Here is a 24,633-nt window from a genome sequence, read left to right on the forward strand (position 1 = left end):
ATAGAGGAGGCCTTAAAAATGATCAATTTACCCCAAATCCCACATCTGCACGTGAACAAACCAGCCAGTGGCATACATATCAAAGAGGCAGAATCCCAGCTAAACATGCTGCTGCCCCATTTTTATAAGGAACTGCTGAAATATACAAATGGATGTTCCATTGGCGGTGAGGTGCTGCTATACGGCACTGAGGACATTGCGGAACGCAATGCAACATGGGAGGTTCAGCAATATGCGAGCGGCTATGTGGCGATTGGCGACGATGGTGGCGGACGAGTACTTCTCATGCGGCTGGCTGAAGAGGAGAAAAAGGTATGGATCGTGGATGCTGGTGTAATGGACCCTCAGCATGCAGAGCTCCTGACCGAAAACTTTCTGAAATGGGTGAGTGAGGGCTGTATCATAGAAGTGTAATCTCATAAAGGAGATGTTCACATTGCCTTGGAATCCATGGATTACTGCTGGTTTTGTGGTTATGATATCTCTGTATATTTCAACATGAAAAGCAAGAACAAGAAAACCAAATCATCCAACTGAAACGCTCTGTGACGCCAAATGTCATAGAGCTTTTTGCATTCTCCCTCCATTCATCACATGTTATAATAAACACAGTTTATGTACGAGAGGATATGCAGGAGATGAAAAATGAACCTATTGAGTTACTGACACAGCCGAAATGGCGGATTATCGATCAGTCGAGTCTTGGTCTTTATGTGGACCCGAAGCAATCCTTTGCGATGGATGATACGCTTTGCGCGTCGGTGGGGAAGGGCCTTTCACCAGCGACAGCCCGTTCTTGGGTGCATCACAATACGATTGTGCTTGGGATTCAGGATACAAGACTTCCATTTCTCCAAGATGGCGTAAAGCTGCTTGAGGAAGAGGGATATCGAGTGATTGTGCGCAACTCAGGCGGTCTTGCTGTGGTGCTGGATGAAGGTGTACTGAATGTGTCTTTAATCTTTGCGGAACAAAAGAAGGGCATTGATATTGACCGCGGATATGATGCGATGGTGGAATTGATTCGCCGGATGCTGTCTATGTATGATGTGGACATTGAAGCCTATGAAATAGTCGGCTCTTATTGTCCAGGCAGCTACGATTTAAGTATCAATGGAAAGAAATTTGCAGGCATTTCTCAGCGTAGATTACGCGGTGGGGTTGCTGTGCAAATTTATTTGTGTGCAGATGGAAGCGGGCGTGAACGTGCCGACTTGATCCGCCGTTTTTATGACGCCGCCTTAAAGGATAAACGGCAAGAAGTGAAGGCAGTATTTCCTGATATACAGCCGGATACGATGGCATCCTTATCAGAATTAATCGGTGAACCAATTGATTGTACGCTTCTCATGCGTTTATTACTAGAGGAGCTTCAAAAGCTTAGTGATCAGCTGACATCCTCGGGCCTGAACGCAGAAGAACAGCTGGAATTTGAGAAAAACATGACGCGGATGATTGAGCGGAATGAAAAGGTGTTTTCATAAATATCAGCCTTTTCATCTTGAAAAGAGTAGAGGTGAAGTGATGGAAACAAAGCTTGAAAAAGCCATTGAACTTCGAAAAAGTGGACATCTTCAAGAATCAAATGAAATGCTGTCTCATCTTGCAGAGGAGTATCCAGACGATGCCTCTATTCATTATCAATGTGCCTGGAGTTATGACCTGTTAGGAGAGGAAAGGCAAGCTGTCTTTTTTTATGAAAGGGCCATTGAGTTAGGATTGTCTTCAGAAGAACTAGAAGACGCTTTACTAGGGTTAGGAAGTACATACAGAAATTTAGGAGAATATGAAAAGTCAAAACAGATATTCCTAAAAGGGATGGAAACTTATCCGGGCAACAAAGCCATTCAAACGTTCTATGCCATGACTTTGTATAATTTAAAGGAACATAGCAAAGCGATGGAAATATTACTGAACTGTTTAACTGAAACGACAAAAGATCCTGCTATTTTAAGTTATCGAAAAGCGATTGATTTTTATTCAAATCAGTTAGATAGGATATGGAAATAATAGTTGATTTGGCTGCTTGAATAGATTTGGAGGGGCAATGTGATGAAAAAATCCCCTCCTTTGTTATGAAATTTTATATGTGATAGTCATTTATGGCGTAAGAAAGAAGGTAAATTTGTTGTCGTTATTCACCACGTATTACCCGCTGTTGATGCTTTGTGTTTTGTCTGTGTTGTATGTGATGTATCGTATTCAGCCGCTGGCCTCTACTGTTAAAAAAATCATCATTGTGCTCTGTGTGTTAACAAATGCTGCCTATATTTGCTGGCGTCTCTTCTTTACACTGCCGCATGAAGGTACATTTAATATGATAATGGGCATCTTGCTTGTAGCCTGTGAATGTATTGGATTTTTACAGCTGCTTGTGTTTTATACACTTGTTTGGAAGCCTTCAAATCGAAAACAAGTCATGATCAGTGATTTGGACAGGCTGCCAACAGTTGATATTTTCATAGCTACATATAATGAACCAATTGAAGTGCTGAAACGCACGGTGGCAGGCTGTTTGAATCTGTCTTATCCAAAAGGCAGCGTCCACATTTATTTATGTGATGATGGCAAGAGGGAGTCTGTGGAGCAGCTTGCATCTGAGTTTGGCGTTCATTATCTGACAAGAACAGATAACAAGTTTGCTAAGGCGGGTAATTTAAACCATGCGATGTCTCAAACGAATGGGGAGCTGATTCTCACACTTGATGCTGATATGGTCCCCCTTCCTGCCTTTTTAGAAAAGACAGTGCCTTACTTTCATGATGGAGCGACTGCGTTTGTTCAAGTTCCACAGGCGTTTTATAACGAAGATCCTTTCCAATATAATATGTTCTCGAAGGATCGAATTCCAAATGAACAGGACTTCTTTATGCAAACCCTCCAAGCTGGTAAGGATCGGTTCAATGCGGTGATGTATGTCGGGAGTAATACTGTATTTAGAAGAACGGCCTTAGAGGAAATTGGCGGATTTGCTACTGGAGTGATTACAGAAGACATGGCGACCGGAATGCTTCTCCAAGGGAAGTTCAAATCTGTGTCTGTCGGAGAAGTATTAGCCGTCGGTCTGGCACCTGAAAGCTGGCTTGATCTGTTAAAGCAGAGAGACCGGTGGTCGAGAGGGAACATTCAGTGCGCCCGTAAGTTTAATCCATTGAAGGTTCGCGGCTTAACGCTTATGCAGCGAGTTCTTTATTTAGATGGCATTGTGTATTGGTTTAACGGTTTGTTTAAAATGATTTACATTCTTACACCAATATTGTTTTTATTATTTGGTATTCAAAGTTTCTGGGCAGATTTCCAGTCCATTTTTATGTTTTGGCTGCCGGCGTTCTTTAGTTCGTATTTAGCGTTTAAACTGGTGTCGAATCAAAAAAGAAGTATGTTTTGGAGTCATATTTACGAAAGCTCTATGGCATTCCATCTGGCTGGTGTAGCTTTAAGTGAGCTGTTTTTGAAGAAGAGGGTTGAATTCCTTGTCACGCCGAAGGGAATTCAAACGGACAAGAGACATTTTCATTTGAAAACGATGATTCCTCATTTGATCTTCTTGCTGCTCTCATTGCTTGTCCTTGTGAAAATAGGATACGATATGAAGGTAAATGGGACGATGAATGCTGATCTCACGTTGATTAATATTTTTTGGGTGCTTTATAACGGTGCAGGTCTATTCATGGCACTGATTGTGGCGTTTGATCGTCCGCGTTATCGAAAATCAGAGCGGTTTGTCATAGAAAAAGAGGGGCAGCTCTGTTCTGATCATCAAGATGAGTCGATTGCTTGTTTTCTACTAGATATGAGTGATTCAGGTGCGCGTCTATCCATTCCATTGGATCAAGCTTCTTCTTTAAATCAAGGACAAATGCAATTGTTCTTTTCAGAGGATCAAAGTGTGGCGTGTGATGTGGTTTGGAGCCATCCAGATGGAGACAAGCTGATGGTTGGTGTTGCTTTTACTGATACAGAAAAATCAGAGTATCTATCACTGATCCGCTTCTTATTCACACGAGAGCATGTATCGATAACGGATCGTGAGAAAAAATCCTATGCTGTTCGGACATTTCTCCGCTTTGTAAGAGAAACGGAGAAAGTACCAAGGGCTATAAGGCGCAAATGGGTGAGAAGACCGTTGCAAAGCGTGACAGGCACGCTGTCCTATGAGGGCCGGTTAGAAGAGAAGGTGCCGGTGAACATACATGATATTAGTTTATCTGGGTGCAAAATCGAGTCTGAAGCTTCAATTGAATTACATGAGAAAGTGCTGATCACCATTGACACAGAATCTCTCACAGATCAGCCGGCGATTGCAGTCTGGACATCACAAAGACGCGGCCGCACAATGGCCGGACTCAAGTTTGTTCAGCCTGAAATCAAGCAGATAGAAGAAAGAGAGGGAGTGGTTTCTTGAAATCCAAAAACGGCGGTTACCTCTATTTACTATGGCTTCCTGTCATCATGGGAGCCGGCTACGGCATTTCGCTTTTAGTGCCATTTCTTCAGCCTGTCCTGACACTTGGCATCGCAGGTCTTTATATTTTTATGTTTGGTGATTTTCAGGTAAGGCAGGTCAGATATATTTTTATGTTCGTGTTTTTGATCAATGTCCTTTTTAGTATGATGCTATTTTTGGGCATTTAAAAAAGTGCTTCCCGAGGCGGGGAGCACTTTTTGTTATTCTGCCATTTTTTCGAGGTTGCCGTTCCGGTCCATTTTAAAGGTTGGTGCGGCACTATCGTCCTCTTCAAACAAAACTAGTTTTCTTGCACGGTTCATGATTTTCACGAGTGTTTCATAATCTTCTTGAATCGTGAGCTGATCCTTTTCAAGCTTTTTCACTTCAGCTTCTAGCTGCGAGACTTTATGAGAAAGCTCATTGTTTTCTCGTTTTAAGCGGCTGTTTTCCATACGTAAGGCAGTGGATTGCTGACCATCGCCTTCATAACGGCGTAAGAAATCAATGATATCGTCCATGGTTAATTCTTGATGCTGCCTAAATGGATTTGCTTCCGGCTTTTTCTCTGCGGTATTTGGGGCAGGAGCAGCCTGTGACAATAAATGTGATAAACTAGCTAACTCTTCATTGTAGCTTTGATCCACAAACTGAAGCTGTTCGGCTGTTTCAGCAGCTGGTGCAAATGTTTCTTCCTTTGCTGGCTCCAATTCCTGTGAGAATTCCTCTTGAGTGACCGTTTCTTCTACTTGCGGCTGATAAAGTAATCGTTTTTTCGCAGGCTGGCCATTGCCAAGTGCGCGCATCCGTTGTTTTCGTTGTTTTTTGGCAAGTGCCAGCGCTTTTTCATATTGGTGCCTGACGACAGCATTCCATCTAAAACCGCATGCCGCTGAGGTGCGGTTCAACTTGTCTCCTACTTCTTCAAACGCATTTAGCTGCGTACTGCCCTCTCTGACGTGACGTAAGACGGTTTCTGCCAGGAGGAGATCATTTTCCTCTGACCAAGCATCTTGTCTTTGTTTTGACATGTGTTTAAACCCCCATATGATTTGATGGTATTAGATTAGCCAAGTTCAAGAAGGTTTATACAAGTTTGCTAAAAGGATAGTGGAAAATACTAGCTTTTATGTAAGCGGATGATTGGGGTGGCAAAGCGTCTTGCAAGTCCAGCCGCTTCGATGTACAATGTTGGGTGGTATATTATTCACGATTGGCTGTCCAACTGTTTCATATAGAATGAAGTATCATCATTGAAAGGAAGCGTAAGACCATGGCTAATGAGTTTCGCGTATGTGACGATTGTGATGCGACGAACCTAAAGACGTTATTGCCTCGACTCAAATCGGTTGATCCTGATGCAAAAATTGAGATCGGCTGTCAATCCTATTGTGGTCCAGGACGAAAAAAAGCTTTTGCGTTTGTGAACAATCGCCCATTATCCGCACCAACAGAAGATGAATTACTCGAAAAGGTTCAAAAAAAAGTCAAATAAATGTCACTGAATGTGTTCAGTCGACCTAAAAAGAGGTCCGTCCCTGTCAGGTCGGGCTTTTTACGTCCGTGCAATCTTTGAGAACACATTCACCAGCAAATTCAAGGATGTTTTCGGGAAAAGTTACCCGATATAATAGAAACACGTCTTAAAAAAAGAGGGACGAAACGATGGCGTATCCAAAAGGGAAATTATCTGAGGAAAAGGTATTTAAAGATCCTGTGCACCGTTATGTTCACGTAAGGGATGCATTAATATGGGATTTAATAGGAACAAGAGAGTTTCAGCGCCTGAGACGAATTAAACAGCTAGGAACTACTTATTTGACGTTTCATGGTGCAGAACACAGCCGATTCAATCATTCACTCGGTGTATACGAGATTGTGAGACGAATTGTGGATGATGTGTTTAAAGGGCGGCCTGAATGGGATGAAGGGGAGCGCGAGCTTGTACTTAGTGCAGCCTTGCTTCATGACCTCGGACATGGTCCATTTTCTCATTCCTTTGAAAAGGTCTTCCACTTAGACCATGAATCGTTTACAAGAGATATTATTTTAGGGCAGACGGAAGTCAATGAAGTGCTCTGCCGGGTGAGTGATGATTTCCCGAAGCATGTGGCTGAAGTCATTGCCAAAACGTATCAAAACAAACAGGTGGTCAGTTTGATCTCAAGTCAAATTGATGCCGACCGAATGGACTATTTGCAGCGTGATGCCTACTATACAGGCGTCAGCTACGGCCACTTTGATATGGAACGTATTTTACGTGTGATGCGCCCGAGAGAAGATCAGATTGTGATGAAGCAGAGCGGGATGCATGCGGTTGAAGATTATATTATGAGCCGCTATCAAATGTACTGGCAAGTCTATTTCCACCCAGTGACACGCAGTGCGGAAGTGATTTTAACGAAAATCCTTCATCGGGCAAAAGAGCTGCATGAAACGGGTTATATTTTTACACATGCCCCCGTTCACTTTTATTCAATCTTTGAGGGGAATGTCACCACAGAGGACTATATTAAGCTGGATGAATCCATTGTCTTATTTTATTTTCAGGCGTGGGAAGATGAAGAAGATCACGTGCTGGCTGATTTGTGCCGCCGTTTTATGAACCGCCGTTTGTTCCAATATACAGAGTTTAATCCAAATGAAGAAATGACGAAATATTTCAAGCTGACCGCCTTGTTCAAGGAGGCAGGAATTGATCCTGACTATTATTTAGTGGTCGATTCTTCCTCTGACTTGCCCTATGACTTCTACAGACCAGGGGAGGAAGAAGAGAGGCTGCCAATCCACCTTTTGACGCAAAGCGGTCATATTAAAGAACTGTCGAGACAGTCGGATATTGTTGACGCCATTTCCGGTAAACGAAGAACCGATCATAAACTTTATTTCCCGATGGACTTAATTGTAGATATGTCGGAAAAAGCTGAAGAAAAAAAGGCGATCATGAAGCTGCTTGGTTTGGGATAAGGAAGTACTGAAAAAGGAGATGTCGGGAATTTGTTGAAAGAGCATGCAAAGTTGATGAAGGTATTCTCTGAATCAGGGGAAATCGTTGGTCGGAAGAAGCTGCAAAAGATGATTTACATAGCAAAAAAGCTAGATTTGCCTTTTTACGAGAAATACGATTTTCATTTTTATGGCCCCTATTCAGAGGAGTTGACGCTCAGAATTGAAGAGCTGTGCAACCTTGGATTCTTGGACGAAATGAAGGAAAAAAAGGGCGGATACTATCAATATCGCTATTCGCTGACGGACAATGGGAAAGAGTTTCTCGATCAGTGTGAAGTGGACATGCCTGACCTCAAAGCGCTGACGCAGCAGATGAACGAGCAATCATCCCGTTTCCTAGAGCTTGTCTCAACGATTTTATATTTTGATAACCTGCCAGAAGATGAGGTGAAGGAAAAGGTCTTCACCATTAAAAGCAAGCAGCGCTATACGGACGAAGAATTTGAGGCGGCCCTTGCTTATATTGATCAGTTGAAGGAATTGAACTAGTTGAACAAAAGCCCGACTTTTAGGGCTTTTTTTGTTTTGTAAGACCCAGACCAAAAGCGCTATTTTTCGATGAAATGTGTGTCAAAATATCCGAAAAATTAGTGAAAATGACGTAATTCGACTTTCTTCCTGTGCATCTAATTCCCTGTTTTTGACTGAATAGAAGGAAAATGGTGAATTTTCAGTGAATATATAACCTTGTGAAAAACAAAGGAGGGATAGGAATGAAAAAGCGTTCAGTCTTTTTGTCATTTTTATTGGTAGGTAGTTTGTTACCGGGGGTAAGTTCAGCTTCAGCACCAGTAGCGAGTGCAGGTCATGGGCATGATCATGGTCATGCGCCGTTCGAAACCCATATTAGTGAGGGGTTGCCAAAAGCAAAAGATTTTAAAGATTTGACGACAGCACCTCCAATTGAACGAGATGTGACAACAAAGGTATTAGATGAGTCTGGTAAGCAGGTAGGCTCGAGAACCTTTAAGGCCAATACAGGAGATTCTATTTCAACAAAAGCAAGCACAGGCAGTCAGAAGGTCACTGTCTATGCGGTCGCTGATGCGCAGTATCGTGCGAAATATAGTGACTGGCAAACACGGATTGTCAGCATCATCGAGCAAGCAGATGTCACGTTTAACCGTGATCATGATGTGGACTTTGTCGTACAAGCCGTAGGATCTTGGACGTCTTCGGGATCAAATTCATCACAAATCCTTTCCAACCTTGCGCGCAGCTTTGATGGCAGAGGATACGATTTTGTCACTGGATTTACAGCAAATCCAAACTTTGATGCTGGCGGAATCGCTTATGTCTACAATAGTGCACCAAGCGGAAGTGCATTCGCCGTTAACCTTGATCAAGGAACAGCGAACACTGCAAAAGCGGCTACGCATGAATACGGTCATAACTTTGGCTTACCGCACGACCCTCAAGGAAGCGGCATTGTCTGCTTAATGAATTATGATTATTCCTACACAGTCGATTTCTTTGATGCGGCTCATAAAAATCAAGTGAATCGTAATAAAGCTTGGTACAGATAAATAAAATAAGAGACAAAAGGACAAACACCCATGTGCTTGTCCTTTTTTTATGCTTACAGGTCGCTGATGCGTTTTCCTGCTACGGCATAGTGTTCTTTTTTCATTTCTTCAATAATAACAGAGACTTTTTCTGCCCCTGCGCCTGTTGTTTCTACAACGGCATCAGTGACTTTCTCCACAAGAGCTCTTTTCTGCTCGTCTGTTCTTCCTTCAAGCATTTGAACGGTGACAATCGGCATGGCGAAAACCTCCTTTTTCCTTTAATGCTACGCTTCCCTTTAGTTTAAGGGACTTCTTATAGTATACTGAATGAAGTAAATCATTGTATAGAAAGAAAGAGGGATTCATGCCTTTGAACCAATTTCTTGTTTATCCATTAGAACTTATTCCATATGTCGCCATTACGCTTGTTGTTGCATTTACGATGCACGAGCTGGCGCATGCATATGTTGCGTACCGATTCGGAGACCCGACGGCTAAGAATCAAGGGAGACTGACGTTAAATCCACTGAAGCATCTCGATGTATTCGGAACGATTTTGATCTTTGTGGCCGGGTTTGGCTGGGCGAGACCTGTACCGGTGAATCGTTACCATTTTAAAAAACCGCGCTTAGCAGGGATTTGTGTCTCCATTGCTGGGCCATTAAGTAACTTGGTGCTGGCGTTTTTGGGCTTTTTTGTGTATGTGCTTCTTCAGAAATTTGGCGGGGAGTGGATCATGCGCTTTGAGCCGGGAGTCGATAATTTCTTTTTAATCTTTATTAACTTAAACGTCATCTTGTTCCTATTTAACTTATTACCACTTCCGCCGCTGGATGGGTATCGAATTATTGAGGACGTCGTCAGCCCCCGTATCCGGGCGAAAATGACGCAATTTGAACAATATGGGATCATTATTTTTCTCATATTCGTGATCACACCGCTGGGACAGTTTGTGTTTGGTCCATTGATCGAAATGCGGAATCAAATCATACAATTGTTTAATCTTATTTTGAAGCCGCTGCTTTAGGAGGTTTAATAAATGGAAGGTAAAAAGAAGAAACCAATTGGTTTTAACATCATTAAAAAAACAGATGCAACCGACGGACATGGAGGCTTTGGGGCAGGTGCACTCAGCCTTGATAATATCTCGCCAGTCATCATTGATGTAGAGGAAAAGGAAGCTGTCATTGATATTGGTGCCATGCATGCAAGAAGTGCCGTCGAAAAAGGAATTAAATTTTTGAAAACAAAAGAAGAGGTGCCGAACGGAAAACCGTATTGGCTTGTATGGGTGACGATTGACCGCAGAGAAGAAGGGCCTTATTATGCAGGTGTGACGGCTTGTGAAATGACCGTTGACCGTTCGATCCGCCGCGGGTATAAGTCACTTCCAGAGCATGTGAATTTAATGGATAAATCGATGAAGCGAAAAATTGTCGTTAGTCATATGGATGACGTTTCCAAAAAGGTGCTGGCTGATTTCTTAAAAGGTCATAATCAAGCGCTATGGGACGCATCAACAGATGAATTAAAAGAAGGATTGGCTGTCCCTGAATAATTGTGAAATTTTTGTGAAGATTGGCGGATGGCTACCAATTCTCTCCGGTTTTTGAGTAAACTGGTGTTAAAGCTAGGACATGGAGAATCCCGAGATGCAGATCTCGGGGTTTTTCATGCCTTTTTTAACGTTTCAGCCACTTTTCCCACCATTTCTTTGGCTTTTGATCTTGAACTGGTTCCTGCTCAGAGGCTTTGTTCTCAGCACCATAGCAGACCCCTGTCGGCTCCGTTCCTTCTATAAAATAGGTGAATACCTTTGATTCACATCCTGGACCTGCGAGGTCGCCGGTTTTTGGATTAATATATACTCCTTTGACACCGTCTGGCGGCATGAAGGAGGAGGCTGGCTGCTTCGAGAGAGCTGATTCCATAAAGGAAGCCCATATTTTTTTCGCATAGGCCGTTTCTTCGACTGAGTCAATGGTGCGGCCTTTATCATAGCCTGTCCATACACCTGTGACGAGCTGGGGAGAGAAGCCGATCATCCAGCTGTCGGCGCCTGTAGTCCCTGATTTTCCTCCGTATGTTCTTGTAAGATCCTTTATAATGGTGCGGCCAGTGACACTTGTATAACCGTTTAATTGATCATTGAACATGCCTGACATCATGTCGGTGGTGACAAATGCTGCTTTTTCATCAAGGATTTGTTCTCGTTTTTGTTTCTCTTCAAAAAGCACATTGCCTTTTGCGTCGGTTACTTTCGTAATAAAGGTTGGTTTGACGCGTTTTCCGCCATTGACCAGCATGGCGTATGCATTGGTCATTTCAATTGGTTTCACAGGAGACGTGCCCAGGGCAAGAGAGGGGACTTGATCTAGTTTTTCCTTGATTCCAAATGTCTTGCCAGCACGTACAAGCTGCTCCATTCCTAAAAATAGATGGGTCTTTACAGCGTAAATATTATCAGACAATGCTAAAGCTTGAAGCATTGTAATGCCGTCATTGGCGTAATAGCCGTGATAATTGCTTGGTGAATAAGCGGCATTGCTGCCTTGATCATCCAGTTCAAACACCGTTTCCTCACTGCGCATGACGGTTGCGGGTGTAAACCCGTTTTGCAAGGCAATGTAATAGAGAAGGGGTTTCATGGTTGAACCGGGCTGTCTTTTTGCTTGTGTCACCCGATTGAATGGACTTTTCTCATAATCTCTCCCGCCTATGAGGGCAAGTACATGCCCTGTTTGGGGATGGATGGCGGCAAAGCCGATTTGGATTTCTGATTTGGAATTCATCGTATTTTTTAACGTCTTTTCTGCGATTTTCTGTAATTCTGGATTGAGAGTCGTTTGGATATGAAGCCCATAGGTTTCAATCTGTTCCTCTGTTAATCCCAAGCTTTGTTTCAACTCTCGAATCACATCGTCATAAAAATACGGGGCTTGCTTTGCTTGCAGCTGCTTCTTTTGCAAAGGGCGATAGGACAGCTTTTCTTTCGCAGCGTCATCGGCTGCTTTTTTCGTAATCATGCCATCCTCGTGCATTTGTCTCAAAATCATATTCTTTCTTGCGCCGGCTTTCTCCTCATTCACATAAGGGGAATAGAGAGAAGGCCCTTTTGGGATACCGGCAAGAAGGGCAGATTCAGCGAGGGTTAAGTTCTTTGCTTTTTTCCCGAAATACAGACGTGACGCTGCTTCCACACCGTACGCTCCGTGACCATAATAAATGGTGTTCAAGTATCCTTCTAAAATCTCATCTTTTGTATAGTTTTGTTCTAAACGAATCGTGTAAAAGGCTTCATTCCACTTCCGCTTCCACGTTTTATCATGATCTAAATACAGATTTCGTGCATATTGCTGGGTGATCGTGCTGGCACCTTGCACCTTAGCCATGGCACGAATATCGGCCACCGCAGCACCTGCCATCCGTTTCACATCAAAGCCATGATGCTCATAAAAGGTTTTATCTTCAACAGCGACAACTGCCTGTCTGATATGAGGAGACATCTCCTTTAATGGCACCCAATATCTCTTTTCTCCAAAGCTGGATTCTCCAAGCTTTGAGCCATCAGCTGCATAAATGGTCGTGGATTGGGGAACTTGAACAGAAGGGGCACCTTGCCATTTAGCTATTAATAGAAACGTCAAAAAGACGGTACCTGCAAATAGAAAAGCGAGCAAGCCGATAAAAAAACAGGCTCGAATCGTTTTCACGGTCATGCGGATTTTTTTATTACTCATGATTGTGTCCATGCAAAGCCCCCATTTTGACGGTTTTTTATCAGTATGGAACAAAGAAAACCGTTTTAAACAAGCGATTGCAGGAGCGCTTTAAAAAATGAAGAGAACTCATGCGGTTCTTTACAATTTGATATGAATCCACTATACTTTTTTCTTGGACAATCGATATAGTCAAAGCCGATAAAAGGCGCTAACAATAGATGTTTGTTTATTATTGGATGAGAGGAAGATGAACAATGAGCGAACTTTGGTATACAGAGAAGCAAACGAAGAATTTTGGTATTACATTGAAGGTGAACAAAACCCTTCACACAGAACAAACAGACTTTCAGCATTTAGAAATGGTGGAAACAGAAGAGTTTGGCAATATGCTGTTTTTAGACGGCATGGTGATGACGTCTGAGAAAGATGAGTTTGTATACCACGAAATGGTGGCACATGTTCCTCTTTTCACTCATCCAAACCCGGAAAATGTTCTTGTTGTAGGCGGAGGAGACGGCGGTGTCATTCGTGAGATCCTCAAACACCCTAGTGTGAAAAAAGCGACACTTGTTGATATTGATGGAAAGGTCATCGAATACTCGAAGAAATTCCTTCCTTCTATTGCTGGGAAACTAGACGATCCTCGTGTAGATGTGAAAGTAGGAGACGGTTTTATGCACATTGCTGAAGCTGACAACGAGTATGATGTGATCATGGTTGACTCGACTGAGCCAGTTGGACCAGCTGTGAACCTGTTCTCTAAAGGATTTTACGCAGGAATCGCAAAAGCACTCAAAGAAGACGGTATTTTCGTTGCACAAACGGACAACCCTTGGTTCACACCTGAGCTGATTACAAATGTACAGCGTGATGTAAAAGAAATTTTCCCAATTACAAAGCTTTACACAGCGAATATTCCAACGTATCCAAGCGGTCTTTGGACATTCACCATCGGTTCTAAAAAATATGATCCACTTGCTGTAGAAGACAGCCGTTTCTTTGATATTGAGACGAAATATTACACAAAAGAATTGCACAAAGCGGCATTCGTTCTGCCGAAATTTGTGAGCGACTTAATCAAATAAATCAAGCGAAATGGACATGCGCAAATGACGGTTTGCGCATTTTTTGAAGCGTAAAAGGAGGAATCTTGCATGAGATTCGACGAGGCTTATTCAGGAAAAGTGTTTATTGGAAGTCATCCGACATGGGAAGATGCAAAGGTCATTTTATACGGCATGCCGATGGACTGGACAGTCAGCTACCGCCCAGGTTCACGTTTCGGTCCGAACCGCATTCGTGAAGTATCGATCGGTCTAGAGGAATACAGCCCTTATTTAGATCGTGAGCTGCATGAGGTGCCATTCTTTGATGCGGGTGACATCCCACTTCCTTTTGGGAATGCACAAAAGAGCTTAGATTTAATTGAAGAGTATGTCGACAGCATTTTAGAAAAAGGGAAGTTTCCATTAGGAATGGGCGGCGAGCATCTTGTGTCTTGGCCGGTTTTCCGTGCGATGTATAAGAAATACCCTGATTTGGCCATCATCCATATGGACGCACATACAGATCTTCGTGAGGAATATGAGGGTGAGCCGCTCTCACATTCAACACCGATTCGTAAAGTTGCAGGACTGATTGGACCTGAAAATGTATTCTCTTTCGGCATCCGTTCTGGGATGAAAGAAGAATTTGAATGGGCAAAAGAAGCGGGTATGCACATTTCTAAATTTGAAGTACTCGAGCCATTGAAGCAAGTATTGCCAAAGCTAAAAGGGCGTCCAGTATATGTGACGATCGATATTGATGTACTTGACCCAGCACATGCACCTGGTACAGGAACGGTAGATGCTGGCGGTATTACATCAAAAGAGCTGCTTGCATCCATTCATGCGATTGCAGGATCTGACGTCAAAGTCGTTGGGGCAGACCTTGTCGAGGTAGCACCTGTATATGATCACTCTGACCAAACAGCGAATACAGCGAGTAAACTTTTACGCGAAATGCTGCTTGGATTTGTGAAATAATCAGTTGATAGAGGAGCTTGTCATCTCATGTGGACAAGCTCTTTTTTTACATTGGTCAAAAAATAAAGGAGGGAGCTCATGTTTTCGTCAATATTGATGGTGTTCCTCGCTTTATGTGTGTTAGGGGCAGGCTTTCTCACATTGAAACGAGAGCTCGCAGCTGATCCGCCTGTTTTTGCTTCAAAGAAGGAAGCAAAGGAAGAGATGCTGGGGCTGTTTCACGATCGAGGCTTTTTCTATCTGACGGCCATTGCGTTATTCATGCAGGTGGTTTTTAAAAAGGATCAAATTGCACCATTTGATTTTTTTCAGGCATTTTTGGCAAGTTCAGGCATACAGGCTCTTTTTTACTTAATGAAAAGAAAAGACTTAGGTGTAAAGGCTGGACTTGTCGTAGTGGTCAGTTGTATTTTTCTTTTTTTCTAAAGGGATGGCTGAAGATGAAAAACGAAGTTTAATCGCCATGAAGAAGAGAAATGATGGTATGATAGGCGATCATGATTATGGTATACTATTTTAGTTAAACGGGTCTTAGCAAAGGAAGTGCAAAATGACACAAAACCAAATTTCAATTCATGTAAAGTCAGTGATGAAACCAGAGACGGAGCCGGCTGAAACGATCGAATTCCGCACGACTGGAACGTACCAAGAGAAGAATGACAAAACGTATCTCACTTACCATGAAGAACATGAAATGGGTCAAGTAAAAACCGTTGTGAAAATGAGTGAAAAAGAAATTTTTGTGATGAGATCAGGGGCTATTCAAATGAAGCAGCGCTTTCTCATTGGAGAAACGACCGTCACACATTACACGATGCCATTCGGTACACTTCAGCTAGATGTGCACACACATGGTATTGATCTCGATGTGGACAAGGGGCTGCTGCACATTACGTACGATATGCTGACAGGAGAAGATCAAAAGCATTTACATACATTATCGATTTCGTATAAGGAGGATTTACGTTCATGAATATCGCAGAACAGGTCAAAGATGCGTTAAAAGAAGAAATCATAGCGGCAGTTGTCAAAGCAGGACTTGCCGATGAAAGCCAGGTGCCAGATGTCCTTTTAGAAGTGCCGAAAGACAAAACTCACGGAGATTACTCTACCAACATGGCGATGCAGCTTGCCCGCATTGCGAAAAAAGCACCTCGTCAAATCGCAGAGGACATCGTCAATGCGTTTGATAAAGGGAAAGCTTCCATTGAAAAACTGGATATCGCGGGTCCAGGATTCATTAACTTTTATATGAACAATCAGTATTTAACAAAGCTCATTCCAGCTGTTCTTGAGGCAAAAGAAGCTTATGGCGAAACGAATACAGGCGGCGGTCAAAAGGTGCAAGTCGAATTCGTCTCAGCCAACCCAACAGGTGACCTTCACCTTGGACATGCCCGCGGTGCAGCTGTAGGAGATTCCCTTTGCAATATCCTTGATAAAGCAGGGTTCGATGTGAGCCGTGAATACTATATCAACGATGCAGGGAATCAAATCAATAACCTCGCTTTATCTGTAGAAGTACGTTATTTTGAGGCGCTCGGTCTTGAAAAAGAAATGCCTGAAGACGGCTATAGAGGAGAAGACATCAAAGGCATCGGACAAAAGCTTGCGGATGAATTTGGTGACCGTTTCGTACATGAACCGGAAGAAGAGCGGATGAAGTTCTTCCGTGAATACGGCTTGAAATACGAATTAGAGAAATTACGTGTAGATCTTGAGAATTTCCGTGTACCATTTGATGTATGGTATTCAGAAACCTCTTTATATGAAAACGGAAAAATCGAACCAGCGCTGGAAACACTTCGTGAAAAAGGCTATGTCTTTGAAGAAGACGGCGCAACATGGCTGCGTTCAACTGATTTTGGTGATGACAAGGACCGTGTGCTGATTAAAAAAGACGGCAGCTTCACTTACCTGCTTCCAGATATCGCATATCATAAAGACAAATTGGACAGAGGCTTTGACCAGCTCATTAACATTTGGGGAGCGGACCATCACGGCTATATTCCTCGGATGAAAGCGGCGATCCAAGCACTTGGATATCCAGCTGACAAGCTTGAAGTAGAAATCATTCAGCTTGTGCATCTTTACAAAAACGGCGAAAAGATGAAGATGAGTAAGCGTACAGGAAAAGCCGTCACAATGCGTGATCTGATTGAAGAAGTCGGCTTAGATGCGACTCGTTATTTCTTTGCGATGAGAAGTGCGGCGACACATATGGACTTTGACCTAGATTTAGCGATTTCTACGTCTAACGAAAACCCTGTGTACTATGCACAATATGCACATGCGAGAATTTGCAGCATGCTGCGTCAAGGTGAAGAAAAAGGCTATGAACCGAACCTTGAAAAAGCCGATTTCTCTCACATTCAATCGGAAAAAGAATACGATCTTCTAAAAATCATTGGCAGCTTCCCAGAAGTTGTAGCAGAAGCAGCTGAAAAGCGTATTCCGCACCGCGTGACGAACTATATTTATGACCTTGCATCAGCCCTTCACAGCTTCTACAATGCCGAGAAGGTCATTGACGCAGAAAATGAAACAAAAACAACAGCACGTCTTTCACTCATGAAAGCAACACAAATTACGCTTGCGAATGCATTAAAACTAATTGGTGTATCGGCTCCGGAAAAGATGTAATGAAATGAAAGAAAGCCCCACTCTATTGAATGAGTGGGGCTTTTTCGTATAAAACCCCGCTATCCTCAAGAGATAGCGGGGTTTTGAAAATTATCCAAGCGTATTAATTATGTTTTTTACATCTACTTAACGAAGGGAATGAAGGGTTGGATCACTTTTTCTAAAAAAATTTTAAAAAAGATAATGGCATAGAAAAAAGCCCCGCCTATTCGGGTGCTTTTTGGCCTTAAGTTATGAATGAATGCGCAGCTTCACGTCTCCATTTTTACACGTTAGCTGAACGTTTCCGCCAATTGGGAAGGTGAAGACTGGCTGTGTATGTCCGATATCGACGTCGTAAATCACTGGGATGTGTTTGAGCATTGGATGCTTATCTAGGATGAATCTTAAATGTTCCTCTGTCATGTTGGATTTCTTCTGAAAGCGCCCGATGATCAACCCTTTGATTGATTGTGCATGCTGTAAGAGGGAGGTAAGGTCTCTGGCGAACATTTCAGGGAACACCAACTCATCATCCTCCACAAATAAGATCGCATCCTTTACATTCGGCATAAACGATGTCCCTTGCAGTAAGTTCAGTGTACAAAGGTTTCCGCCAAACAAGGTGCCTTCAGCTGTTCCTTCCTGATATATGTTCCATTTCGTCGGATGAAACTGTCTGTTCGCTTGATCGAGATACCACGCGTCATCACTCCATTTTGTCGAAGGATTCACATCAAACGGTTCGCTGCCGTTCATCAAGCAAGCTTGAAACATAGCGGTCTGCTCCTCCTGTCCCTGTTCCATTTGAAAGCTTGAGAAATGGGGGCCAGAATATGTCACCATATCACATTTCGCTGTAATGGCGTTTGCAAGTGCAGTGATATCACTATAGCCGGAAAGGACTTTAGGATGCTGACGGATCAGGTCGTAGTCAATATAAGGCAAAAGTTCATTGCAGTTAAAGCCTCCGATGGCTGTCAAAATACCATCAACCTCATCATCTTTGAACGCCTCATGGAGATCAGACAAGCGGTGTTCAATAGATGATGAGGAATGAAGGTCACATTCAAACACGTGCTGTCCAAAAGAGACAGTGAAGCCTAAAGGCTCTAAACGTTTTTTCGCTTGAGCAATTCCTTCTTCTGATAAAATGCTGGCACTTCGGCTTGGGGCAATGACACGTATATGGCTCCCTTTTTTAAGAGGTGAGGGGGTATGCATAAACAGATCTTCCTTTCCATCACATATTTCTTTATTATATCGGATCAAATAGCGAAAGTCTGTAAAGGCTAGGAGAAAGGAATGGGTCGTGCGTTTCATACAAGCTGTGCAAAGGGTATGGAAGAGAAAAAGACAGAATGAGGGCGGAGAATGTGAAAAAGAGAAGACTGGAATTTTTATTTTTATATTTTATGATATTCGGGGCATATGTGGTGTATTGGTGGACTGTGCCGGCGTGGAGCGTTCAGCTGTACGCAGCGATTTATATCGCCATTATTTTATTTAGTATCATCTCACTCATGCTGGAGAACCGTACATCACAGCACACGTTGTTATGGATATATGTGCTCATTTTTTTCCCGATCATTGGCTATATGTTCTATCTGTTCTCAGGGCAGCTCTATGTAAAGGGTCATTTATTCAAATCAAAGAGAATGTATAACCGCGAGAAATTACGCAGAATCTCTGAGCTTGAGAGTAAGCCGAATGAGTCACGTTTAACCGATAATCAGCGTGCTTTTTTTCATTACACAGAAAAAGCAACAGGTATGCATGTGAACACAAATAGTGATATGGAGATTTTAAAGAATGGGGAGGAGACGTTCCCCAGAATTTTTGAAGAGTTAAAAAAGGCAAAATCGTTCATTCATATTGAATATTACATGTTCAAATCCGATTTCCTCGGCCACCGGATGATGGAGATTTTGATTGAAAAAGTGAAAGAAGGGGTAGAGGTCCGTTTCATATATGATGCGGCAGGCAGCATCCGCTTCTCCCGAAAAGATATTAAACGCTTGAAGCAGGCAGGGGTCAAGGTTGCTCCTTTTCTACCTTTAAAATATGGATTCTTTAATCAAAAATTCAATTTCAGAAATCACCGAAAAATCGTCATTATTGATGGAGAGACAGGGTTTGTCGGGGGGTTAAATGTCGGCAAGGAATACGTAGGACGAGATGAAAAGATCGGCTTTTGGCGTGATACGCATGCCATGTTAAAGGGTGAGGCTGTTCAGACCCTTCACTCCGTTTTTATGCTGGATTGGGAGTATGTATCAGATGAAGTATTAATTGATGATCCAAAGTATCATACGCCGCATTCTGTGACAGGCGATGATGTCATTCAGGTTGTACCAACTGGACCTGATATGAAAGAAAGTATGAGTGATTTATATGATGCTCTTATTTCTAATGCGAAACAATTTGTCTGGATTGCCACACCTTACTTTGTACCAAACGAATCGATTCGCACTGCGCTCAAAATCGCTGCCACAAGAGGAGTGGATGTACGGGTGATGGTACCGGAGATCAATGACGGTTTTCTCACGCAATATGCCACACGATCCTATTTTTCTGAGCTTCTAAAAGAGGGCATCAAGGTGTATCACTATCAAAAAGGGTTTATGCATCAAAAGGTGATGATTGCTGATGGAGAACTCGCCTCCGTCGGTACCGCCAATGTTGATATGAGAAGCTTTCAGCTCAATTTCGAGGTCAATGTCTTTACAGCTGCGAAAAAGCCAATTGAACAATTGATGGCCCACTATGAGGAAGATATGAAGGAATGTGAGCAAATGGGTCCTGTACATTTTTATAAAAGAGGCTTAAAAGAGCGGTTGAAGGAATCATTTGCCCGATTGTTTTCTGGCGTATTATGAGGATTTCCAGTCGAAGAAATCATTTCCTGATCTAGTATTTTGCAGAGGATTCCTCTATAATTGAAAATGATTATCAATTATAGAGGAAATGAGGTCCTTTTACATATGCTAAAACGTTTTTTCGCCTATTACAGGCCCTATCGCGGTCTGTTCTTTTTAGATTTCTTTTGCGCTGTCGCAGTTGGATTAATGGAACTTGGTTTCCCGCTAATCGTGAACTACTTCATTGATACGTTATTACCAACAGGGAACTGGACAGTCATTGCCTGGACCGCACTTGCTCTGTTTATCATTTATGCCCTCAGCTCGGTTATGCAATTTATTGTGTCGTACTGGGGACACATGCTTGGCATCAATATTGAAACAGATATGAGGAAGAAGCTGTTTGATCATTTTCAGCGTCTCTCATTTAAGTTTTTTGATAACAACAAAACGGGTAAGCTTATGTCTCGGATGACAAATGACCTCATGTACATTGGGGAGGTGGCTCATCACGGACCTGAGGATTTGTTTATTGCGATTATGACGATTCTTGGCGCCTTTGCTGTCATGCTAATGATTAACTGGCAGCTTGCTATTTTAACCTTCCTGATCATGCCTGTCATCATTTGGCTTGCCCTTCATTTTAATAAAAAGATGACACAGGCGATTACACAGCTGAACAATGACATTGGAGACTTTCATGCAAGGGTTGAAAACAATATCGGCGGTATTCGTCTTGTTCAAGCCTTTGCCAACGAACATTTTGAGAAAAAGCGTTTTGCTGAAAACAACAACCGCTTTCGGAAAGCGAAGCTTCTTTCATATAAAATCATGTCGGTTAACGGCTCAATCAGTTACATTCTGACACGTCTTGTGACACTGTTTGTCCTTCTAGCAGGGACATGGTTTGTTCTGCAGGGTCAATTAACGGCAGGTGGATTTATCGCGTTTGTTCTGATTACAAACGTCCTATTCAGACCGATTGATAAGATCAACACAGTGATTGAAATGTATCCAAAAGGAATTGCAGGCTTTAAAAGCTATGTCGATTTACTTGAAACAGAGCCAGATGTGAAGGATACAGAGGGAGCTCGTGATGTATTTGGGCTGAAAGGTGAAATTGAATATCGAAACGTGACATTTGGCTACGATGAGCACAGTCATGTGTTAAAGGATATCGATTTGAAGATCAAACAAGGAGAAACCGTTGCGTTTGTCGGGCCTTCAGGAGCCGGAAAATCGACGATCTGCAGTTTGCTGCCACGTTTTTATGATGTGGATGAAGGGGAAATTACGATTGATGGCGTGAGTACAAAATCGATGACCCTCTCTTCTTTAAGACAGCAGATCGGCATTGTGCAGCAGGATGTCTTTTTATTCTCAGGCACCATTCGAGAAAACATTGCGTACGGCAACCTAGAAGCCAGCGATGCAGAGATTTGGGAGGCTGTACGTCGTGCGCATTTAGAGGAACTTGTTCAGCGTTTCCCAGAAGGATTAAATACGGTGATAGGCGAGCGCGGCTTCAAATTGTCAGGCGGTCAAAAGCAGCGCTTGTCAATTGCGCGGATGTTCCTAAAAAATCCTTCGATTCTTATTTTAGATGAAGCCACATCAGCACTTGATACAGAAACAGAAAAAGCCATACAAGATGCACTAAGCGAACTGGCTGTCGGCAGGACAACACTCGTCATTGCCCACCGCTTGGCAACAATTAAACACGCCGACCGTATCATCGTCGTGACAGAGGAAGGCATCCAAGAACAAGGCCGCCACCAAGACCTCATCCAAATGGGCGGCGTGTACAGCAGACTGCATGAAGCGCAGTTTGGTCATTGAAGAGAAAGCCCTTTTGATAAAGGGCTTTTTTTGTTAGGATAGAAAAAATGCGTGTAGGAAGGATCTGATGGGATGAAGAGGCTTCGGCGATTACAAAAGGGCGATAAGATCGGTATTTTTTCACCTTCCAGTCCTGCATCAGCGACCTCGCCTCTTAGGTATCAGCGGGCGAAGAAGTGGCTTGAGCAAAAAGGATTCATTGTGGTTCCAGGATCATTAACAGGGAAAGAGGATCACTACCGTTCCGGTACAATTCAAGAACGAACTGATGAGCTGAATGAGCTGATGGCTAGAGAGGACTTGGCGTGCATCATGTCAATGATTGGCGGTACGAATTCAAATAGTTTGCTGCCTTATCTTGATTTTGAGCTGCTGAATCAACATCCAAAAATCATGATCGGTTATTCAGATGCGACAGCGATTCTACTAGCGGCGTACGAAAAAACGGGCCTGCCTGTTTTCTACGGGCCTGCGCTTGTTCCTTCTTTTGGCGAGTTTGAACCGTTTGTCGATTATACATATCAGTCATTTGAGGACATCTTGATGTTTCCTCAAAGCATTCCTTATCAGATTGAAAAACCGCCTTTTTGGACAGATGAACGAATCAATTGGGAAGAAAAGACGCGTGACAAAAAGCAGCGTCCGAATGATTGGCTGTGCGTCATAGAGGGACAGGCAGAAGGCAGGTTGATTGGTGGAAACCTGAATGCGATGTACGGCATTTGGGGAAGTGAGTTCATGCCAGCCATCCAAAACGGAGACATCCTTCTCATTGAAGATTGTATGAAAACCGCGTCAGTTGTAGAAAAGAACTTTTCTTTATTGAAAGTAAATGGAGTGTTTGAACGGGTGTCAGGGATTCTTTTAGGAAAACATGAGCTGTTTGATGATGAGGGTACGGGCAAAGAGCCTTACGAGATTTTACTTGAGGTGCTCGGAGAGACGAAGAGACCACTCATCGCTGATTTTGACTGTGCCCATACGCACCCAATGCTTACGATGCCAATCGGGGCACAAGTGAAAATAGATGCAGCTTCTAAACAAGTTTGGCTGACAGAAGAGTGGATATAGCAAAAGAGCAGCCCGCGGCTGCTCTCCCAGCATGTAGACAAACCCTCGCATTCGGTGTCAGGCCTGCGTGCCGGTGCTCACGAATGTCAAATTCGCTCCGCTCCGGTACTCGTCCTTCCTAGGCTGCAAAGGTTTTCTATCACGCTGAAAAGAAGACAAAGGGCTAAAATCAACATCATTTTAGCCCTTTGTCAACCAATCTGAAAGAGCAGCCCGCGGCTGCTCTTCTTTATGAAACCGTCTCTTTTTCAAACGGCTGAAGGAGATCTTGCGCTTTTTTCCCCTCTACGACAATTAAGTAGTCAGATTCTAAATGAGTGAGCCTGAAAGTTTCAAGCTCTACGATGTTCTTAATGCTGCACATTGTTTTTTTAGAATACACATATATACGATGCTGAGCCTGCTGGCACTTTTCATAAAGAGAAATAAGCTTATGTAAATTCAACGCTTTCGCAGCGATTCGGATTGAATAGATTTGAGACATCTTCATATCCTCCTGTTAATTACTTTCTCACAATAGCTTTGTTACCCCCATTTGCACAAAGGTAAACCTTTCTTTATGATTTCCACTCAATGGTTCCTCCGCCCGTCCGCCGATTGCCCCTTATCGCAGACAGCTCTTCGACTAGACGGAGCAGAGCCTGATCCTTTAATTTTGCTTCAATCATGAAATCTACATCCCGGCCATACGGTTTTAATGCTTGGAAAAGCGGTAAGACAAAATTCATATCTACTCCATCTGCATGACTGCGTATAGCTTTTTCTGATTTTGGTGAAGACAAATGGATTTTGGGCGGAATGTCAGTGTTTGTCCACGTGTCGAACATTCTTGGCAGGATGTCATCGAGTGCGGCATCGTCATCTTTATTTGCCACGTGATGATGGTAATCAAAAACAAACGGAATATCATGCTTTTCACATACACCAAGCGTTTCGAGCGACGTATATGTTTTGTCATCGTTCTCAAGTGTCATTCTCGCTTTGATATGAGCTGGAAGCTGTTTGATATTTTCATCAAAGCGTTGAAGAGCCGATTCTTTATCGCCGTACGCCCCGCCTACATGAATGTTCATGTAGCCTTCCTTATCCAGCTTCATCGCCTCAAGCATCTGATAATGATACGTCATATCGATGACGGCATTTTCTGTAATGGAAGGTTTGGGGCTAGTAAACAAGGTGAATTGATTGGGGTGAAAGCTGACCCGTAAGCCGTGCCGTTTCACCAGCTTGCCGATCTCAAGAAATTCTTTGCGAAGAGGTGTCACAAAGTCCCAGAGCACCTCTGGATGGGTCGCGAGCGGGACGATCGAGCTTGAAAAACGGTAAAGCGGGATATCATGAGCAATGGCGAAATAAAGCGTTCTTAATGTATTCACGAGATTGGCCTTCGTTGTTCGCAATAAAGCTTCTTTTCTTTCTTCCTTAGCGAGCTTGCTGTATCTTGCAAAGGTCAGCGACTTGGCAGGAGAAGCTTCCCACAAGGTGACGGCATTGGATACATAACCAAATCGATAACGCATAGGTCAT

At 43.0% G+C, this 24,633-nt stretch carries 25 protein-coding genes; 19 read left to right on the forward strand and 6 right to left on the reverse strand.

Annotated features, from left to right (window positions below; all coding sequences use genetic code 11):
* The 5 genes from JJ692_RS03875 (at nt 1) to JJ692_RS03895 (ending at nt 4,635) form a co-directional block, all read left to right on the forward strand.
* Nucleotides 1–414, forward strand: coding sequence for an SMI1/KNR4 family protein (locus JJ692_RS03875; RefSeq protein WP_277602659.1), 414 nt, complete (start codon nt 1–3; stop codon nt 412–414).
* Nucleotides 415–638: 224 nt separating this feature from the next.
* Nucleotides 639–1,484, forward strand: a complete 846-nt coding sequence (lipL, locus tag JJ692_RS03880) for an octanoyl-[GcvH]:protein N-octanoyltransferase (RefSeq protein WP_151862813.1) — start codon at nt 639–641, stop codon at nt 1,482–1,484.
* A gap of 40 nt (nt 1,485–1,524) precedes the next feature.
* On the forward strand, nt 1,525–2,010 hold the full coding sequence (locus JJ692_RS03885; protein WP_206534247.1) for a tetratricopeptide repeat protein: 486 nt from the start codon (nt 1,525–1,527) through the stop codon (nt 2,008–2,010).
* A gap of 118 nt (nt 2,011–2,128) precedes the next feature.
* Nucleotides 2,129–4,405: a glycosyltransferase gene (locus JJ692_RS03890; protein ID WP_206534248.1), complete on the forward strand. Its 2,277-nt coding sequence runs from the start codon at nt 2,129–2,131 to the stop codon at nt 4,403–4,405.
* Entirely contained in the window at nt 4,402–4,635 is a 234-nt protein-coding gene (locus JJ692_RS03895) for a DUF5970 family protein (protein ID WP_206534249.1), read from the forward strand. The genes JJ692_RS03890 and JJ692_RS03895 overlap by 4 nt, the downstream gene beginning before the upstream one ends.
* Nucleotides 4,636–4,668: 33 nt before the next feature.
* On the opposite strand, the gene JJ692_RS03900 is transcribed toward JJ692_RS03895, so the two are convergent.
* Nucleotides 4,669–5,478 (reverse strand): RsfA family transcriptional regulator, encoded by an 810-nt coding sequence (locus tag JJ692_RS03900; RefSeq protein ID WP_025093853.1) that lies wholly within the window; start codon nt 5,476–5,478, stop codon nt 4,669–4,671.
* Between the two features lie 242 nt (nt 5,479–5,720).
* Between JJ692_RS03900 and JJ692_RS03905 the strand changes: the two genes are divergently transcribed.
* The 4 genes from JJ692_RS03905 to JJ692_RS03920 all read left to right on the forward strand — a co-directional run bounded on the left by JJ692_RS03905 (nt 5,721) and on the right by JJ692_RS03920 (nt 8,982).
* Complete coding sequence (locus JJ692_RS03905) at nt 5,721–5,942, forward strand: YuzB family protein (RefSeq protein WP_003215259.1); 222 nt, start codon at nt 5,721–5,723, stop codon at nt 5,940–5,942.
* 170 nt (nt 5,943–6,112) lie between these two features.
* The gene (locus JJ692_RS03910) at nt 6,113–7,414 is read left to right on the forward strand and encodes an HD domain-containing protein (RefSeq protein WP_044330970.1); all 1,302 of its coding nucleotides are present in this window, start codon (nt 6,113–6,115) and stop codon (nt 7,412–7,414) included.
* Between the two features lie 30 nt (nt 7,415–7,444).
* Nucleotides 7,445–7,945: a YwgA family protein gene (locus JJ692_RS03915; RefSeq protein WP_024426378.1), complete on the forward strand. Its 501-nt coding sequence runs from the start codon at nt 7,445–7,447 to the stop codon at nt 7,943–7,945.
* Nucleotides 7,946–8,169: 224 nt separating this feature from the next.
* The gene (locus tag JJ692_RS03920) at nt 8,170–8,982 is read left to right on the forward strand and encodes a zinc-dependent metalloprotease (RefSeq protein WP_103131736.1); all 813 of its coding nucleotides are present in this window, start codon (nt 8,170–8,172) and stop codon (nt 8,980–8,982) included.
* 53 nt (nt 8,983–9,035) lie between these two features.
* On the opposite strand, the gene JJ692_RS03925 is transcribed toward JJ692_RS03920, so the two are convergent.
* Nucleotides 9,036–9,221 (reverse strand): 2-hydroxymuconate tautomerase, encoded by a 186-nt coding sequence (locus JJ692_RS03925; protein ID WP_012011601.1) that lies wholly within the window; start codon nt 9,219–9,221, stop codon nt 9,036–9,038.
* A gap of 113 nt (nt 9,222–9,334) precedes the next feature.
* On the opposite strand from JJ692_RS03925, the gene JJ692_RS03930 reads away from it, so the two are divergent.
* Both JJ692_RS03930 and JJ692_RS03935 read left to right on the forward strand, forming a co-directional pair.
* Nucleotides 9,335–9,991, forward strand: a complete 657-nt coding sequence (locus JJ692_RS03930; protein ID WP_225315513.1) for a site-2 protease family protein — start codon at nt 9,335–9,337, stop codon at nt 9,989–9,991.
* A gap of 12 nt (nt 9,992–10,003) precedes the next feature.
* Nucleotides 10,004–10,522 carry a YwhD family protein gene (locus JJ692_RS03935; protein ID WP_024423769.1) on the forward strand — a complete coding sequence of 173 codons (519 nt, stop codon included), beginning with the start codon at nt 10,004–10,006 and terminating at the stop codon, nt 10,520–10,522.
* A 124-nt stretch (nt 10,523–10,646) separates the two neighbouring features.
* On the opposite strand, the gene JJ692_RS03940 is transcribed toward JJ692_RS03935, so the two are convergent.
* On the reverse strand, nt 10,647–12,716 hold the full coding sequence (locus tag JJ692_RS03940) for a transglycosylase domain-containing protein (protein ID WP_206534250.1): 2,070 nt from the start codon (nt 12,714–12,716) through the stop codon (nt 10,647–10,649).
* A 224-nt stretch (nt 12,717–12,940) separates the two neighbouring features.
* Here JJ692_RS03940 and speE point away from each other — a divergent pair, with 224 nt between their 5' ends.
* From speE to argS, 5 genes are all read left to right on the forward strand, one after another.
* Nucleotides 12,941–13,771: a spermidine synthase gene (speE, locus tag JJ692_RS03945; protein WP_025093862.1), complete on the forward strand. Its 831-nt coding sequence runs from the start codon at nt 12,941–12,943 to the stop codon at nt 13,769–13,771.
* Nucleotides 13,772–13,840: 69 nt separating this feature from the next.
* Nucleotides 13,841–14,713, forward strand: a complete 873-nt coding sequence (gene speB / locus JJ692_RS03950; RefSeq protein WP_103131732.1) for an agmatinase — start codon at nt 13,841–13,843, stop codon at nt 14,711–14,713.
* A 78-nt stretch (nt 14,714–14,791) separates the two neighbouring features.
* Nucleotides 14,792–15,139: a hypothetical protein gene (locus tag JJ692_RS03955; protein ID WP_034621833.1), complete on the forward strand. Its 348-nt coding sequence runs from the start codon at nt 14,792–14,794 to the stop codon at nt 15,137–15,139.
* Between the two features lie 124 nt (nt 15,140–15,263).
* On the forward strand, nt 15,264–15,686 hold the full coding sequence (locus tag JJ692_RS03960) for a YwiB family protein (RefSeq protein ID WP_003215400.1): 423 nt from the start codon (nt 15,264–15,266) through the stop codon (nt 15,684–15,686).
* A complete protein-coding gene (gene argS / locus JJ692_RS03965) occupies nt 15,683–17,356 on the forward strand; it encodes an arginine--tRNA ligase (protein WP_024426363.1) in 1,674 nt (557 codons plus the stop codon). Before JJ692_RS03960 ends, argS begins: the two co-directional genes overlap by 4 nt.
* Nucleotides 17,357–17,587: 231 nt before the next feature.
* Here argS and JJ692_RS03970 read toward each other — a convergent pair whose 3' ends face one another.
* Nucleotides 17,588–18,559, reverse strand: coding sequence for a S66 family peptidase (locus JJ692_RS03970; RefSeq protein ID WP_206534251.1), 972 nt, complete (start codon nt 18,557–18,559; stop codon nt 17,588–17,590).
* Nucleotides 18,560–18,696: 137 nt separating this feature from the next.
* Here JJ692_RS03970 and cls point away from each other — a divergent pair, with 137 nt between their 5' ends.
* The 3 genes from cls to JJ692_RS03985 all read left to right on the forward strand — a co-directional run bounded on the left by cls (nt 18,697) and on the right by JJ692_RS03985 (nt 23,106).
* The gene (gene cls / locus JJ692_RS03975) at nt 18,697–20,214 is read left to right on the forward strand and encodes a cardiolipin synthase (RefSeq protein WP_263479664.1); all 1,518 of its coding nucleotides are present in this window, start codon (nt 18,697–18,699) and stop codon (nt 20,212–20,214) included.
* 105 nt (nt 20,215–20,319) lie between these two features.
* Entirely contained in the window at nt 20,320–22,035 is a 1,716-nt protein-coding gene (locus tag JJ692_RS03980; RefSeq protein WP_206534252.1) for an ABC transporter ATP-binding protein, read from the forward strand.
* A gap of 72 nt (nt 22,036–22,107) precedes the next feature.
* Nucleotides 22,108–23,106: a S66 family peptidase gene (locus JJ692_RS03985; protein ID WP_206534253.1), complete on the forward strand. Its 999-nt coding sequence runs from the start codon at nt 22,108–22,110 to the stop codon at nt 23,104–23,106.
* Between the two features lie 229 nt (nt 23,107–23,335).
* Here JJ692_RS03985 and JJ692_RS03990 read toward each other — a convergent pair whose 3' ends face one another.
* Both JJ692_RS03990 and uvsE read right to left on the reverse strand, forming a co-directional pair.
* A complete protein-coding gene (locus JJ692_RS03990; protein ID WP_024423759.1) occupies nt 23,336–23,590 on the reverse strand; it encodes a hypothetical protein in 255 nt (84 codons plus the stop codon).
* A gap of 73 nt (nt 23,591–23,663) precedes the next feature.
* Nucleotides 23,664–24,626, reverse strand: coding sequence for a UV DNA damage repair endonuclease UvsE (gene uvsE / locus JJ692_RS03995; RefSeq protein ID WP_206534254.1), 963 nt, complete (start codon nt 24,624–24,626; stop codon nt 23,664–23,666).
* Nucleotides 24,627–24,633 lie beyond the last annotated feature (7 nt).

Source organism: Bacillus sp. 3a, from assembly GCF_017161885.1.
Lineage (GTDB): Bacteria > Bacillota > Bacilli > Bacillales > Bacillaceae > Bacillus > Bacillus safensis.

What these genes read in the sequence shown, in the direction of transcription:
- JJ692_RS03960 (WP_003215400.1), top strand. Translation starts at nt 15,264, where the DNA reads ATGACACAAAACCAAATTTCAATTCATGTAAAGTCAGTGATGAAACCA.
- JJ692_RS03985 (WP_206534253.1), top strand. Translation starts at nt 22,108, where the DNA reads ATGAAGAGGCTTCGGCGATTACAAAAGGGCGATAAGATCGGTATTTTT.
- JJ692_RS03900 (WP_025093853.1), bottom strand. Translation starts at nt 5,478, where the DNA reads ATGTCAAAACAAAGACAAGATGCTTGGTCAGAGGAAAATGATCTCCTC.
- JJ692_RS03990 (WP_024423759.1), bottom strand. Translation starts at nt 23,590, where the DNA reads ATGTCTCAAATCTATTCAATCCGAATCGCTGCGAAAGCGTTGAATTTA.
- JJ692_RS03910 (WP_044330970.1), top strand. Translation starts at nt 6,113, where the DNA reads ATGGCGTATCCAAAAGGGAAATTATCTGAGGAAAAGGTATTTAAAGAT.
- argS (WP_024426363.1), top strand. Translation starts at nt 15,683, where the DNA reads ATGAATATCGCAGAACAGGTCAAAGATGCGTTAAAAGAAGAAATCATA.
- JJ692_RS03920 (WP_103131736.1), top strand. Translation starts at nt 8,170, where the DNA reads ATGAAAAAGCGTTCAGTCTTTTTGTCATTTTTATTGGTAGGTAGTTTG.
- lipL (WP_151862813.1), top strand. Translation starts at nt 639, where the DNA reads ATGAAAAATGAACCTATTGAGTTACTGACACAGCCGAAATGGCGGATT.
- speE (WP_025093862.1), top strand. Translation starts at nt 12,941, where the DNA reads ATGAGCGAACTTTGGTATACAGAGAAGCAAACGAAGAATTTTGGTATT.
- JJ692_RS03980 (WP_206534252.1), top strand. Translation starts at nt 20,320, where the DNA reads ATGCTAAAACGTTTTTTCGCCTATTACAGGCCCTATCGCGGTCTGTTC.
- speB (WP_103131732.1), top strand. Translation starts at nt 13,841, where the DNA reads ATGAGATTCGACGAGGCTTATTCAGGAAAAGTGTTTATTGGAAGTCAT.
- JJ692_RS03955 (WP_034621833.1), top strand. Translation starts at nt 14,792, where the DNA reads ATGTTTTCGTCAATATTGATGGTGTTCCTCGCTTTATGTGTGTTAGGG.
- JJ692_RS03905 (WP_003215259.1), top strand. Translation starts at nt 5,721, where the DNA reads ATGGCTAATGAGTTTCGCGTATGTGACGATTGTGATGCGACGAACCTA.
- JJ692_RS03970 (WP_206534251.1), bottom strand. Translation starts at nt 18,559, where the DNA reads ATGCATACCCCCTCACCTCTTAAAAAAGGGAGCCATATACGTGTCATT.
- cls (WP_263479664.1), top strand. Translation starts at nt 18,697, where the DNA reads ATGAGGGCGGAGAATGTGAAAAAGAGAAGACTGGAATTTTTATTTTTA.
- JJ692_RS03925 (WP_012011601.1), bottom strand. Translation starts at nt 9,221, where the DNA reads ATGCCGATTGTCACCGTTCAAATGCTTGAAGGAAGAACAGACGAGCAG.
- JJ692_RS03940 (WP_206534250.1), bottom strand. Translation starts at nt 12,716, where the DNA reads ATGGACACAATCATGAGTAATAAAAAAATCCGCATGACCGTGAAAACG.
- JJ692_RS03885 (WP_206534247.1), top strand. Translation starts at nt 1,525, where the DNA reads ATGGAAACAAAGCTTGAAAAAGCCATTGAACTTCGAAAAAGTGGACAT.
- JJ692_RS03935 (WP_024423769.1), top strand. Translation starts at nt 10,004, where the DNA reads ATGGAAGGTAAAAAGAAGAAACCAATTGGTTTTAACATCATTAAAAAA.
- uvsE (WP_206534254.1), bottom strand. Translation starts at nt 24,626, where the DNA reads ATGCGTTATCGATTTGGTTATGTATCCAATGCCGTCACCTTGTGGGAA.